Origin of the sequence: Roseibium sp. (assembly GCF_965216085.1) — a bacterium.
GTDB lineage: Bacteria > Pseudomonadota > Alphaproteobacteria > Rhizobiales > Stappiaceae > Roseibium.
In genome coordinates, this window is record NZ_OZ244138.1 from 3,209,155 (window position 1) to 3,222,084 (window position 12,930).

The 12,930-nt window shown below is 53.3% G+C and carries 13 protein-coding genes; 7 read left to right on the forward strand and 6 right to left on the reverse strand.

Translation table 11 applies throughout. The features are described 5' to 3' along the window. Positions 1 to 313 precede the first annotated feature (313 nt). Entirely contained in the window at positions 314 to 796 is a 483-nt protein-coding gene (locus ACOOFE_RS15095; protein WP_420410815.1) for a DUF962 domain-containing protein, read from the forward strand. 74 nt (positions 797 to 870) lie between these two features. Here ACOOFE_RS15095 and ACOOFE_RS15100 read toward each other — a convergent pair whose 3' ends face one another. After that, positions 871 to 1,407 (reverse strand): winged helix-turn-helix transcriptional regulator, encoded by a 537-nt coding sequence (locus ACOOFE_RS15100; protein ID WP_420410816.1) that lies wholly within the window; start codon positions 1,405 to 1,407, stop codon positions 871 to 873. Positions 1,408 to 1,448: 41 nt separating this feature from the next. On the opposite strand from ACOOFE_RS15100, the gene ACOOFE_RS15105 reads away from it, so the two are divergent. Continuing rightward, positions 1,449 to 1,820: a VOC family protein gene (locus ACOOFE_RS15105; RefSeq protein ID WP_420410817.1), complete on the forward strand. Its 372-nt coding sequence runs from the start codon at positions 1,449 to 1,451 to the stop codon at positions 1,818 to 1,820. 35 nt (positions 1,821 to 1,855) lie between these two features. Here ACOOFE_RS15105 and ACOOFE_RS15110 read toward each other — a convergent pair whose 3' ends face one another. Next, positions 1,856 to 2,926 carry a metal-dependent hydrolase gene (locus tag ACOOFE_RS15110; protein WP_420410818.1) on the reverse strand — a complete coding sequence of 357 codons (1,071 nt, stop codon included), beginning with the start codon at positions 2,924 to 2,926 and terminating at the stop codon, positions 1,856 to 1,858. A 277-nt stretch (positions 2,927 to 3,203) separates the two neighbouring features. On the opposite strand from ACOOFE_RS15110, the gene ACOOFE_RS15115 reads away from it, so the two are divergent. Beyond that, entirely contained in the window at positions 3,204 to 3,803 is a 600-nt protein-coding gene (locus ACOOFE_RS15115; RefSeq protein ID WP_420410819.1) for an RNA polymerase sigma factor, read from the forward strand. Then, entirely contained in the window at positions 3,760 to 4,119 is a 360-nt protein-coding gene (locus ACOOFE_RS15120) for a DUF6768 family protein (RefSeq protein WP_420410820.1), read from the forward strand. Before ACOOFE_RS15115 ends, ACOOFE_RS15120 begins: the two co-directional genes overlap by 44 nt. A 59-nt stretch (positions 4,120 to 4,178) precedes the next feature. Here ACOOFE_RS15120 and ilvD read toward each other — a convergent pair whose 3' ends face one another. Then, complete coding sequence (gene ilvD / locus ACOOFE_RS15125; protein ID WP_420410821.1) at positions 4,179 to 6,023, reverse strand: dihydroxy-acid dehydratase; 1,845 nt, start codon at positions 6,021 to 6,023, stop codon at positions 4,179 to 4,181. Positions 6,024 to 6,422: 399 nt separating this feature from the next. Between ilvD and ACOOFE_RS15130 the strand changes: the two genes are divergently transcribed. Continuing rightward, positions 6,423 to 7,673: a GGDEF domain-containing protein gene (locus ACOOFE_RS15130; protein WP_420410822.1), complete on the forward strand. Its 1,251-nt coding sequence runs from the start codon at positions 6,423 to 6,425 to the stop codon at positions 7,671 to 7,673. A 100-nt stretch (positions 7,674 to 7,773) separates the two neighbouring features. Next, entirely contained in the window at positions 7,774 to 8,241 is a 468-nt protein-coding gene (locus ACOOFE_RS15135; protein ID WP_420410823.1) for a GyrI-like domain-containing protein, read from the forward strand. A gap of 87 nt (positions 8,242 to 8,328) precedes the next feature. Here the strand turns inward: ACOOFE_RS15135 and ACOOFE_RS15140 are convergent, their stop codons facing one another. The 3 genes from ACOOFE_RS15140 to ACOOFE_RS15150 form a co-directional block, all read right to left on the reverse strand. After that, positions 8,329 to 9,435 carry an alkene reductase gene (locus ACOOFE_RS15140; protein ID WP_420410824.1) on the reverse strand — a complete coding sequence of 369 codons (1,107 nt, stop codon included), beginning with the start codon at positions 9,433 to 9,435 and terminating at the stop codon, positions 8,329 to 8,331. 110 nt (positions 9,436 to 9,545) lie between these two features. Then, positions 9,546 to 10,142, reverse strand: a complete 597-nt coding sequence (locus tag ACOOFE_RS15145) for a TetR/AcrR family transcriptional regulator (protein ID WP_420410825.1) — start codon at positions 10,140 to 10,142, stop codon at positions 9,546 to 9,548. A gap of 143 nt (positions 10,143 to 10,285) precedes the next feature. Continuing rightward, the gene (locus ACOOFE_RS15150; protein WP_420410826.1) at positions 10,286 to 11,473 is read right to left on the reverse strand and encodes an ABC transporter substrate-binding protein; all 1,188 of its coding nucleotides are present in this window, start codon (positions 11,471 to 11,473) and stop codon (positions 10,286 to 10,288) included. 280 nt (positions 11,474 to 11,753) lie between these two features. Here ACOOFE_RS15150 and ACOOFE_RS15155 point away from each other — a divergent pair, with 280 nt between their 5' ends. Continuing rightward, complete coding sequence (locus ACOOFE_RS15155; RefSeq protein ID WP_420410827.1) at positions 11,754 to 12,911, forward strand: SH3 domain-containing protein; 1,158 nt, start codon at positions 11,754 to 11,756, stop codon at positions 12,909 to 12,911. The last annotated feature ends 19 nt before the right edge of the window (positions 12,912 to 12,930 follow it).

Sequence of the window (12,930 nt, forward strand, 5' to 3'; positions counted from 1 at the left end):
ACCTGCTTGTCCGACCAAGCGGCATGATTTAAGCGCAATTCTTAATTATGCATTGCCAAAAATATCAATGCTTACAACTTCAGCAACTTGCGCAAATTTGCAGCACTTCAAAGTGATCCATCAATTCACAGCTACGAACTCTTCAAATTCACAAAGACAGCCCAATGATTGCCTGAAATTGCTTCATTTTCTGCCGCCCCATTAAACCTCATAGCAAGCAGAGAGCCTGCTCCAACTATTGCGATTTATAGTTGATATTTATTGAACGATTGATCAATCTAAATCAGCTCATAAGGGGATATTGGAGGAAACGATGGCAACTCGATCTGCAACAAGCCGCAGGATTGACGGCTTACTGACCGAATATGGCGAAAGCCACCAGAACGCGACCAACAAATTCATTCACTGGATTTGTGTACCTGTGATTGTCTGGACGGTCACAGCGCTGCTTTGGAGCTTGCCTGTCCCGGCAGTCTTCGAAACCGTCCCTTATCTTAATTGGGCTACCGTCGTGATTGCTCTGGCGACTGTTTATTACCTAACGCTTTCGATTCCGCTGGCTTTCGGCATGGCATTTATCGGGATTGTTTGCAGCATAATCAATGGGGCCTATGACCTCCGCTTGCCGTTGTGGCAAACAGCACTCGCTGTTTTTGTTGTTGCCTGGATCGGCCAATTCATCGGCCACAAGATCGAAGGCAAAAAGCCATCCTTTTTCAAAGACATCCAGTTCCTGTTAATCGGACCTGCATGGCTTTTGCACTTTCTGTACCGAAAGGTCGGGATCAAATACTGAACGGCAAATGTGTCCTATTCCGGCTGACAACTCACACGCAACGCCGCTCCCTTAGGCCACACAGCTCAATGTGCCTAGAAAGATAAACCGATAGCCTGGTTGATGTGCCAACCAGTATTTGCGGCATGATAGATTGGGAACGGTGTCCGGGCGGAAACAATGATATCGCGCTTCAACCAATCCTGATTTTCCAGGATTGAAAGCGTTTGCGATAAAGCACGGTCCGTCACCGGTGCCAGCCCGGACCTGATGTTCGAAAAGCGCTGCGGCGTTCCAGTCACAGCCAAAATCGGGACAACCCAACTCCGGCGAAGGAGATGAACGGCTGTGTCATCTGGAACAGCCTCCAGAATTCTATGCGCCATGGCAGCAGCCTCAATCCCCTTCTTCGTTAAACGGAATTCTGGCCGCAAAGGATGACCGTGACCGGGATTTTTCTCAAGAAGGCCCAATTGACCCAGATGTGCCAGACTTGAGGCAAAGGATGTCCGGCTGGCCCCTGTTGCGGCGATCAATGCAGCTTGCCGCCCCGGCACACCTGAATGCAAAAGGGATAGGATTTTTAAAGACCACGCCTTTGACGTGAGCTTGACAAGGAGCTCAATTTCCATGATTTATAGTTACTATATTTTCGATACATAAGGAAGCAGATATGTCGATTGTTTCATTGGACAACACCATCACCCTGGCTCTTTCCGTGCGGGACCGGCACGCCAGCGCCGAATGGTATGAAAAGACACTCGGCTTCAAGCTCCGTATGCATATTGACGAAGCTGGCTGGAGCGAACTGCAAACAAACACAGATGGCGTCACCCTGGGATTGGGTGAACAAACGGAACCGCAACCCGGCAACAGTGTTCCGGTGTTTGGTGTCGCCGACATTGCGAGCGCACGGTCAGCCTTGGAAGAAGCCAATGTGAAGTTTGACGGGGAAACCGAGACCATTGATGGCATGGTTAGCATCGCGACTTTTTACGATCCGGACGGCAATGCCTTGATGCTGGCTCAAGACCTGTCCTCGTGACCTTTTGAGCACGCCGCAATCAATTGGGTCGTGCTCTAGCAGGCCCGTTCTGCCGGCTTTTCAGCTTGCTGGTATCTATCCGGGACTTCAGCTGCCCGGATAGCCGGGCGCCCCAAAAGGCGCTCACCCAGCCACTGGAAGTCTTCATCGCTGACGCGGCGCTGCGACAGGTCACGTTCCGGCGCCATTGGCACAATGCCAGCATCTGTCTGTTCGCCGATGGCAAAACGGAACGCGTAGCCTGGGGTCAGCCCCATACGCAGGTCAGACATGACCACCTTACCGTCCAACAGCTCTGCCCGGTTAAATCCCCGGCTGAACCACTCCAGCTTTTGGTAAGCTGCCGAGCTTTCGAGGCAGGCGACCAATTCCGGGCGGCGCGGATGTTCATAGATCTCTGGTGATTGCGCCCCATCAAACAAAGAGAAATACAGGTTTTGATACCGGTCTTTGTCGAGGCCGATCACTTTCCAAAGCGCAATATTGAAGGGCGCCGCAATGGCATAAATCTTGTCCGGAACAGGTCCTGATTTTGCAAAAATCTGCTGGGCCCGATGTTCGACATAACTCTGAATACCAAGAGAGGCCACCATATAGGCCGTGGTGATTGTCAACACACCCCTTATCCAACGGCCGAACCGCTGCGACCAGTCCTTCTTGAAAAACGCCCAGACCACTACAGCCAGGAGCGGCAGACTATAAAAAGGATCGATGATGAAAACCGACCCTGCCCCAACGGGGTCGGGATAAAAAGGCCAGAATATCCGGGTGCCATAAACAGTCATGGCATCGATGATCGCGTGCGTTGCAAAACACAGATAGACGGTCAGATAGGTCAGCCAGCGGTGGTCCTTCAAACCTTTGACCAGACGGACCAACACTTCTCCGAACAAAGGCGCGGCGAGCGCATGTACAAAAATCGAATGGGTCCACCCGCGGTGATAGACAAAACTGTCGACCGGGTCGTCAAAGGGAAGAAAGACGTCCAGATCCGGAACTGTCCCCAACAAGCCGCCCAAAAGCGCAGCCTTCCGCGGTCCGATTGTTTTGCCGAGGCAAACCGTTGACACCGCCGCGCCGAGAACAAATTGAGTAAGTGAATCCATGGATGGGTCCGGTAAGGTTTTTTCGACGACTTACAATCGACTTTTAAGTGGGTCAACGCTCATAGGATGCAAGCCTGAGGAGCCGAGAATCTATCAATGGTGAAGTTCAACTCTTAGTATGACTACAACCTGTTGATTTCCAACCATTTCCAGCTGATTCCAGAGGCCCGTCCTTCATCACGATTGAAGCCTCTGTCAAAAAAACAGTGTGCCCAATGAACCAAAACTCATCTGCGCGGCACTTGTATCCTGGAACCGATGAAAAACGGGAACTTGGATGACTGACACCCGGTTGCAGAAAGTCAGGGCATTGGAAGCCCTGCTGGTGCTCGACGCCAAAGCAGGAAACAAACGGGCTCTTGAACACCTCGTGGCTCTGCGCGGCGACCGTCTTTATGCACATGCTGTACGGCTGGCTGGAGACCGGGAGGCAGCTCGCGACATTGTCCAGGAGGCCTGGGTGCAGATCCTGCGCAGCTTGCCGGGGCTCACAGATGAAACGTCGTTTCTTCCTTGGGCGCTCTGCATTGTCTCGCGCCGGGTCGCAGCCTTTATCAAGACCCGGCAGAAAGACCGTAGGCTGGCCGAAGACTTTGCACCAGAAGCACCACAGGCGTTCACACTGAATACGGACCAGATACTCGATGCGCCGAAAGTCCGCGAGATTTTGCGCCAGCTCCCGCCAGTTCAACACGCCACAATCGCTCTGTTTTATCTGGAAGACATGAGCGTCGCCGAGGTCGCAAAAGCGCTGGATGTGCCCATAGGAACAGTCAAGACCCGGCTGATGACTGCGCGGGCAACCTTGAGAAATTACCTTGAAGGAGACCAAAATGGACAAGCTCGACAAGCTGATCGAAGATGCCATGAAGGGTGAAGACCGTGTTCTTTTTGAAGATACAAGGGAGCTTGGTTATTTCGCCCTTGGGCTGAAGCAGTTCCGCGGCAAGCTCGGCTGGGTCACTTGGGTGATCATGGTCACTCAGAGCCTGATGTTTTTGGCTGGGATCTGGTGCCTCTATGAGCTTTACGTCGCAACTGACGCATTGCTTGCGGTGAAATGGGGTGTCACAGCAGCGACTTTGATCCTGATCGCCACCAACCTGAAACTCAGCATTTGGCCGCAAATGCAGGCGGACAGGGTCTTGCGCGAATTGAAAAGGGTTGAACTGATGCTGCTCAACCGAAACTGAAGCAATATAAAAGAAGGCGGGCTCAAAGGCCCGCCTTCTGCATTTGTTTTTGAAGGTGATCAATCCACCTGACGGAATGCTCCTTTTGAAGCAGATGTCGTCATCTTGGCATAAGCGCGCAGCGCCGTAGATACCTTGCGAGTGCGTTTCTCCAGAGGCTTCCAACCGTCAGCGCCCTTAGCATCCATGGCAGCACGGCGCTCAGCCAGAACAGCGTCAGACAAATCGACTTTCAACACCCGGTTCGGGATGTCGATGACAATGGTGTCGCCCTCTTCCACCAGGCCAATTGCGCCGCCTTCCGCCGCTTCCGGTGAAATGTGGCCGATGGACAATCCCGAAGATCCGCCGGAGAAGCGGCCGTCTGTGATCAGCGCACAGGCTTTGCCAAGCCCCTTGGACTTCAGATAGGAGGTCGGATACAGCATCTCCTGCATACCCGGACCGCCGCGCGGGCCTTCATAGCGGATCAGCACCACGTCGCCTTCCTTGACCTTGTTGGTCAGGATCGCGGAAACGGCACTGTCCTGGCTCTCAAAGATCCGGGCCGGGCCGGTGAAGGTCAGAATGCTCTCATCCACACCGGCGGTTTTCACCACGCAGCCATCTTCGGCAATATTGCCATAAAGAACCGCAAGGCCGCCGTCCTTGGAATAAGCGTGTTCAGCATCGCGGATCACACCAGCGCTGCGGTCGGTGTCAAGATCATCCCAGCGCCGGTCCTGGCTGAACGCAACCTGTGTCGGCACACCGCCGGGCGCTGCCTTATAGAACTGATGGACGCTATCGGAATTGGTCTGAACGACATCCCAACGCGCCAAGGCTTCCTTCATGGAAGCGGAGTGAACGGTGGGATTGTCCGAATGCAGCAGCCCAGCCCGGTCGAGTTCGCCCAGGATGCCCATGATACCACCCGCACGGTGAACATCTTCCATGTGGATGTTTTCAACCGCCGGAGCGACCTTACACAGCACAGGAACCTTTTTGGACAACCGGTCGATGTCATCCATGGTGAAGCCGATATCGCCTTCATAAGACGCGGCCAGCAAGTGCAGGATCGTGTTGGTCGAGCCGCCCATAGAAATGTCGAGGCTCATGGCATTTTCGAAGGCATTGAAATTGGCGATGTTGCGCGGCAAAACGCTTTCATCGTCCTGCTCGTAGTAACGCTTAGCCAAATCAACAATCAGGTGCCCTGCTTCCACAAACAGGCGCTCGCGGTCTGCGTGGGTCGCAAGTGTCGAGCCATTGCCCGGCAACGCCAGCCCCAGAGCTTCCGTTAGGCAGTTCATGGAGTTGGCCGTAAACATTCCCGAGCACGAGCCGCAGGTCGGGCAGGCATTTTGTTCCATTTGAAGAACATCGGCATCGGACATGCTGTCGTCAGCTGCTGCGATCATGGCATCAATCAGATCGATGGACTTGGCTTCGCCGTTTTCCAAAACAACCTTGCCCGCTTCCATCGGCCCGCCGGAGACAAACACCACCGGAATGTTCAGCCGCATGGCTGCATTCAGCATTCCAGGAGTGATCTTGTCGCAATTGGAAATACAAACCAGAGCATCCGCGCAGTGGCCGTTGACCATATATTCCACAGCGTCAGAAATGACTTCCCGGCTCGGCAGTGAATACAGCATGCCGTCATGGCCCATAGCGATGCCGTCATCCACCGCGATGGTGTTGAATTCCTTGGCAACACCGCCTGCCTTTTCCACTTCCCGTGCCACCAGCTGGCCGAGATCCTTCAGGTGCACATGGCCCGGCACAAACTGGGTGAAGGAGTTGGAAATCGCGATGATCGGTTTGCCAAAATCATCATCCTTCATGCCCGTTGCGCGCCATAGGCCGCGGGCACCGGCCATGTTCCGGCCATGGGTGGATGTTCTTGAACGATATGGAGGCATATCGGGTCTCCCTGGAGAATTCTTGTCCGGCCAAAGCACGGCATGCTTGAGCCGCTGTACCGGCCTTTGTCGCGTCAGCCGGTGCTGTCTTAACTAGCGGTGTGACAGGTTTTGAAAACATTGAAAAGGGCTGTTCCGCCCAAAACCGTACGCTCCGGTACGATTTTGGTTCATTCGGTGACTTTCACAGCCACATCCCTCCCTACAAATTGATTGGATATTGGATATTCAACTCATAATCTCTGATTATTTTTTATCATTATTTCCAGATACTTATATTGATGACCTGCATTCCGAAGCAGCCATTCAGCAACTATACCGAGGACACAAAGGGCGAATTGTTGTATACATTTACAACTTTCCGATTCCGTCACCTTCCGTTTAAAGACCACATATTTCATGAATCTGGATGTCAAAACCCTCTTTATGGTGGTCACTCAAGGGTACTTTACTGGTGCCCTCATCCTTGGTGTCCTTGCAGTTACAGTCCGGTCAATTCCCAAAACAATACGGGCCGGATGGGGACTGTGGTCGCTGTGCCTGCTGTTATCCGGGCTAGGTGCATTGTTGATCGGGCAGCGCGGTGCCATTCCCGATTATCTGAGCATTGTTGCCGCAAATGCGTTTTTAACAATCAGCTTTGGACTGACACCAAATGCAACTGCGTTGTTGAACAACAAGAAGATGCCGTACCTCTCCTTGCCAGTACTAGGAACAGTCGGTTGGTTTGCGCTGTATAGCTTTGATTTTTTTCGCGAAGATACGTTTCTCCGGGTGATTTATGTAAATGTGTTTTGTCTAATCGGCATATTGCTGTGTCTGCGTGAAAGTCTGCAATTAGACCGCCAACAGATCAGCAGCTGGTTTTTAACGGTGGCTTTTGTTCTTGATGCTGTTGTCCGTGTGAGTTTTATCGTTCCACACCTACAACAACAGTACCCTTCATTGCTGGTTTCCTATGAAACGATGCACCTGCAAATCTGCATGCTCGTGTTGATCGGAACGATTGTGATCAAGGTTGTCGGGATCAGCGTTTCGATTTTCGAGATACAACGGCAGCAATTTCGAGAAGAATCCGAAAAGGACGCTTTGACCGGACTTCTCAATCAACGGGGCTTTCTCAGAACCGCATCAGTTCAGACTGAAAAGCACAGCTTACCAATCACGAATTATGCCCTTGTCCTGATGGAAATCGACGATCTGAGGTTGATCGAAAAGCGTTACGGCGCATCCATGATGGACGCTCTATTGAAATTGTTTGCGCAGATTTCCCGTGTTTCAATTCCTCAAGACGTCATTGCCGGTGTCGATCGGAATGGACAAATAGCGCTTTATCTACCGCAATCGGATCAAACCGGGGCGAATTCCTATGCCCGCCGGATTTCAAAAACACTGATCACAAAAAGCCGCTCGGCATCCGGTTCGCAGGTTTCAACCACAATGAGCGCCGGCATTTTTGCCGGAACAAGCGAAACACCGCTTCAAAGGGCATTGGAAATTGCAGGAAATTGTCTGCATCAGGCCCACAAAAACGGTGGCAACAAAATCATAACCCATGAACCCGGCAATAAGGGTCACCTGAAACACATAGATGCCGACATTCCTTTTGCGCGCCGGCTCAAATCCCATGTTCCGAATCCCAGTCCTTAGCCCAAGCCCTATACTGTCATATTTGACAGGCATCAAAGACAAGTCCGCAGAAAATCCTAGTGTATTGAAAATTGTAATCCTGTGAAAAAAGGAGAGCACAATGCCGGACTTCAAAGTGGTGACCACCCAAGAAATCCCCTATTTCTACATACAGGAAACCTGCAGCATGGACCCGAAAGACATCGGCGCTGCGATGGGGCGAGCTTTTCAGACGGTCTGGGAGTTTTTGCAATCAAACGGTGTTGCGACAACCGGTAAGGCGCTGGCGGTCTATCACACCTACGATCCGGAGCAGATGACATTTCAGGCCGGTTTTTCCGTCGCTCCTGATGCGGCCGCCAAAGCAGCCGACCCGGTCAAGTTCGACAAGACACCGGCCGGAGAAGTGCTCTATTTCCAGCACAAGGGCGCCTATTCGAAACTGCGCAACAGCTATGGCCTGATGATGGCTTATGCGGAGCAGAATGGATTAAAGATCGGTGCGCCCGCTTGGGAAGTCTATGTGAACGATCCCGCAACCACCCCGGAAGACGAGCTGTTAACCGACGTTTTTGTGATGCTTGGATAAAAAAACCGGCGCAGGATCTCCCCTGCACCGGCTTCTTTCGGGCCGCCCTGGATTTGTGGATGTCAGGCGGTCTGAAATTCAAGTTTGTTATTCCGCGGCAACAGCGCTTTCGGCCAGTGTCGGGTAGTCGAGATATCCCTTCTCACCGCCGCCATAGAGCGTTTCCGGGTCGAGCGGATTGAGCGGCGCGTCTTTTTCCAGCCGCTCAACAAGATCCGGATTGGAAATGAACGGACGGCCAATCGCAACCAGATCCAAACCACCTTTGTCGACAGCATCCAACGCCATTTGCCGGTCATACCCGTTGTTGCCCATCTTCGCACCATCAAACAAGGCATAGAGCTTTGCCAGATCACCGCCTTCTGGGATCTCGCGCGGGCCGCCTGTCTGGCCTTCGACAAGATGGAGATAGGCCAGGCCGTATCCGTTGAGCAGCTTTATCACGTGAGTGAAGACCGCCTGCGGATCGCTCTCAGTAATGTTATTGGCATTGGAGAACGGGCTTAGCCGGATCCCGACACGGTCTGCGCTCCAGGCACCAGTCACGGCATCGACAACCTCTTTCAAGAACCGTGTCCGGTTTTCGATCGATCCGCCGTATTCATCCGTCCGTTGGTTCGCACCATCCTTCAGGAACTGATCGATCAAATAACCATTGGCCGCGTGAATCTCGACACCATCGAACCCGGCCGCTTTGGCGTTCAAAGTTGCCTTGCGATAGTCCTCAACAATGCCAGCAATCTCATCGGTTTCCAGCGCCCGCGGCGTTGTGGTTTCAATGAAGCTCTGCCCGTCAAATGTCTTTGCTTCCGCTGAAATCGCAGATGGCGCCACCGGATCTGCCCCGCCTGGCTGCAGAACCGGATGAGAAATCCGGCCGACATGCCACAGCTGAATGACGATTTTGCCGCCTTTAGCGTGAACCGCATCTGTAACCTTCTTCCAACCCTCGATTTGAGCGTCGGAATAGATGCCAGGGGTCCAGGCATACCCTTTCCCTTGCGGGGTAATCTGCGAGGCCTCGGTGATGATCAAGCCCGCGCTAGCACGCTGCTCGTAATACTTGGCTTGCAATTCAAACGGCGCATCGTCTTCGGCCCGAGCTCGGTTCCGGGTGAGCGGTGCCATGACTATTCTGTTTTTCAGATCTATGGCTCCGGCACTGGCCGGAGAAAACAACGTTGTGTCGGACATCATGTTTCCTTTTAACATTTCAACGCAGTGAACTTTATTTTTGGACTTTTCAGTCCATATTTAGGCCATCAACATCAATCTCGAGATGCTGACGGCAAACTTGTGTTTCCTTAAGTGGACACGATCGATTTCGCCTGAGCGAGTGTCTTGGCAATCCTCTCAGCCGGAAAACCGGCTTTGCGCAATGCCAAGGTTCCGATTGCGAGCGAGGCATAGGCGCTGGCGCTGTCCCGGGCTGCCTCCGGATGTTCCGGATCGATGGACTTCGCCAAGATTTCCTCAATGGATTCCAGATGCTGCCGGCCAATGCGGGCAACTTCTTCGTCATGCGGCGCCAATTCTGTGATGCAATTGATCAGCATGCAGCCGCGGGAACCGCCCTGAGGATTGGCGAGTGCTTCGACCATTGCCCCAACAGGATCTTCTCCAGCGGTATCGGCGACAGCCTGCAGGTTCTTCAAAGCATTACGCGAATAATGCGCCAAGGCCCGCTGAAACAGCGCCTGTTTGCTACCGAAGGTTCCGTAGAAGCTTGACCGGCTCAGCCCCATTGCCTTGGTGAGGTCTTCAAGAGACGCGGCTTCAAAGCCTTTTTGCCAAAACACATTCAACGCCACTTCGAGCGCTTTCGCTTCGTCGAATTCCCGCGGCCGGCCAGGTCCCTGCCCGCGGGTGTTGGTCTTTTGTATGTCGGCTGTCTCGCTCATGAAATGGGATATGGACCGGCCATTCCGCAATTACAAGGCTTGGTCGGAAATTTTCGGACCGGTCAGTCCGAAACAGATAATTTAATGCTGAATACGCCCAACGCCTATGCAATGCCGCGCTGGCAGTTTGAAAACAAAAAGAACTACATCCGGCAGGATCCGGAATAGGCATCCCCGACATCGTCGAACACCCGGGCAGTCGCCTCCATTTCATAGAGCTTGCTTGTCCGGCGGACGCCTTCGACCAGATAAAAGTCCTGGATCGGAAACTGATTGTCATTAAAGCGGAAATCACCGCGCACACTTTCAAAGGGGGCAGCGTTCATCGCCGAAATCAGTGTTTCGGTGTCTTTGAGACCTCCGGTCAGCTCCAGCGAGAAATGCAAAAACTTCGCCGCATCATAACCTTGTGCGGCATAGACAGACGGCTGGTAGCCGTAGGCCCGATAGAACTCACGCATGAAGCGTTTGTTGGCGGGATTGTCCAGATTGGGGGCCCAAGGCGACGCCGACATCAACCCCTCCGCGGTTTCCGCGAGATAAGGCAGAGACACACCATCGATGGTGCGGGCCGACAAAAATGGGATGAGCCCTTTTAAGCCGGATGTGTGAAACTGACGCACAAGGGCGACCCCCATGCCGGACGGCATGAAAGCATAAATGGCATCCGGACCAATCTCCTCGATTTGGGCGAACTCAGCAGAAAACTCAGTTTGACCCAGTTTCGGGTAGAGTTCCCGTGCGATCTGTCCTTTGAAGTGCCGCTGGAAGGCTGCGATCGCATCACGGGCAGCTTCATAGTCCGGAGCTATGGTGACAACCCGCTGGTACCCTTTCAGGCTGGCATAGCGGCCCATGGTTTCATGAACCTGATCATCCTGCGAAGCAGTCGAATAAAAATACCGGTTGCAAGCACGCCCGGCGATCGGAGCCGGACCGGAACTCGTGCCGATAAACAAGGTCCGCGACCGAACGACAGGATCATGAACCGCTAGCATGACCTTTGAAAAGTTCACCCCGACCAAAACATCAATGCCGTTGACCTCAATCAGCTGCATGGCCTTGTCAGCGGCATAGTCCGGATCAAGCTTGTCATCGGTGATGAGAACATTGGTTTCCAGTCCGCCCAAGGCGCCATTGGACTGTTTGACCGCCAACATAAAGCCGTCCCGCATATGTTCGCCATAAATGGCAGCAGGCCCAGATAGGGTCGCCATCAGCCCAACGGTCAGTTTTGGTGTTTCTTGGGCCTGAGTTGACGCGGCGCTGATCAGAAGGCTGCCCAAAACCGCTCCGGCCATTTTCTTCAACCGCGCGTGCAATTGCATCATCGTGTTTTGCCCAAGTTAGATCTGTCTTCGTGCCGCCCAAAGTAAGAAGTTTTTCGCCTGCGCCGCACGTCACCTTTGCTGACAGTTTGGCACCCACAAGTTAGGCATTTGCAAACAAACGGCAGGTTTGCCCCAATCTCTCATCGCCGAAAATGCCAAAAAACTCCCCAGAGCCGCCGCATTCCGGCCCGCATGCAGGCGCATTGCGCGGGCTTATTGCACTAGTCTTAAAACGGTAAACGCTCCGCGCGTGCCACACCGCAACCAATGGAGGGCTTTTATGAAAGCTGTATCCGCCCAAACTCATGTTTGCGATCCTCAGACCGAGGGCACACCGGACAATGCAAAAGAACAGTCTTTCTCAATCCAGGCAGACCTAACAAAAGACCTTGGTGAGGAGACAAAAACACCCATTGATCGCCTACATGCTGGATCTGATGAGCACGATCCCAGTGAGCTGGCCGCCCGTATTCTACAGCTGCATGCGGCAAATGACGCAGCTCTTCCCCAGCGCACAAAACGGCCGGAACTGCTTTGGGAAGATGATGATCCGCTACAGATGCCGGTTGTCTTTGCCTCAGATTCAGCTAGCGAGTGGCTTTCAAAAGACCACCAACAGACTTTTCGCCCATCCCAACCGACGCGGTATGGCCCTTCGTTTAGAGCCCTTCTTGCCAGTACGGTTCTTCTGGCAGCCGCGGGCAGCGGAGCCATTGCATTAGGACTTCCAGATATGGTGGGCAATGCAGACACAAAGGTTTTGGAAGTTCAAACCACGAAAATTTCTGCCGTTCCTAAAGAAGACCGGTTTGCGGGCATTACCACGTCTCAGAGTTCGTCATCCTCCAACTCAGCCAATCCGAAACAAATTGAAAAGGCGAAGGATCGCATCCGGCAGGCGTTTGTAGATACATCTCCAAATTCTCAGAACCAGACGACCGATATTTCCGGGCGCACTGCTCCGCCGGAAACGGGCCAATCGACCATTCCATCTTCAAGCACAACGGCCGATGTCCCGTCCCTTCCCCTCGCGCCGCCACCCGAAGCCTTGGCAGCGATCCCCAAAACAGGTTCGATCCCTCCTGCTGTATTGAAAGAACCAGCGAAAGCAACGCTTGAGCAGACCCAATCTGACACCTCCTTGCAGGACAAAAGTGATGGCGGGAAAAGACCGGAACTCCCTCAGCAAGAATTCCTGAAGGAGCGCCAGTCAGCAGCCCCCTCCAAAGCAACAGCCGGCAAGGATGCAGGTCCGTCGAACACAGGCATTGTGACGGCCTCTGTCAACCTCCGCCAATCGGACCAGAAAAACGGCAAGATCATCGGCACAGTCCCGGATGGCACCGAAATCCAGTATGAGACTTGCGGCAAATGGTGGTGCGAAGTCGTCTATGAGGGCAAGACCGGTTTTGTCGGCCAGAAATTCGTCCAGCGATAAGTGCACAAGACCGGGCAGC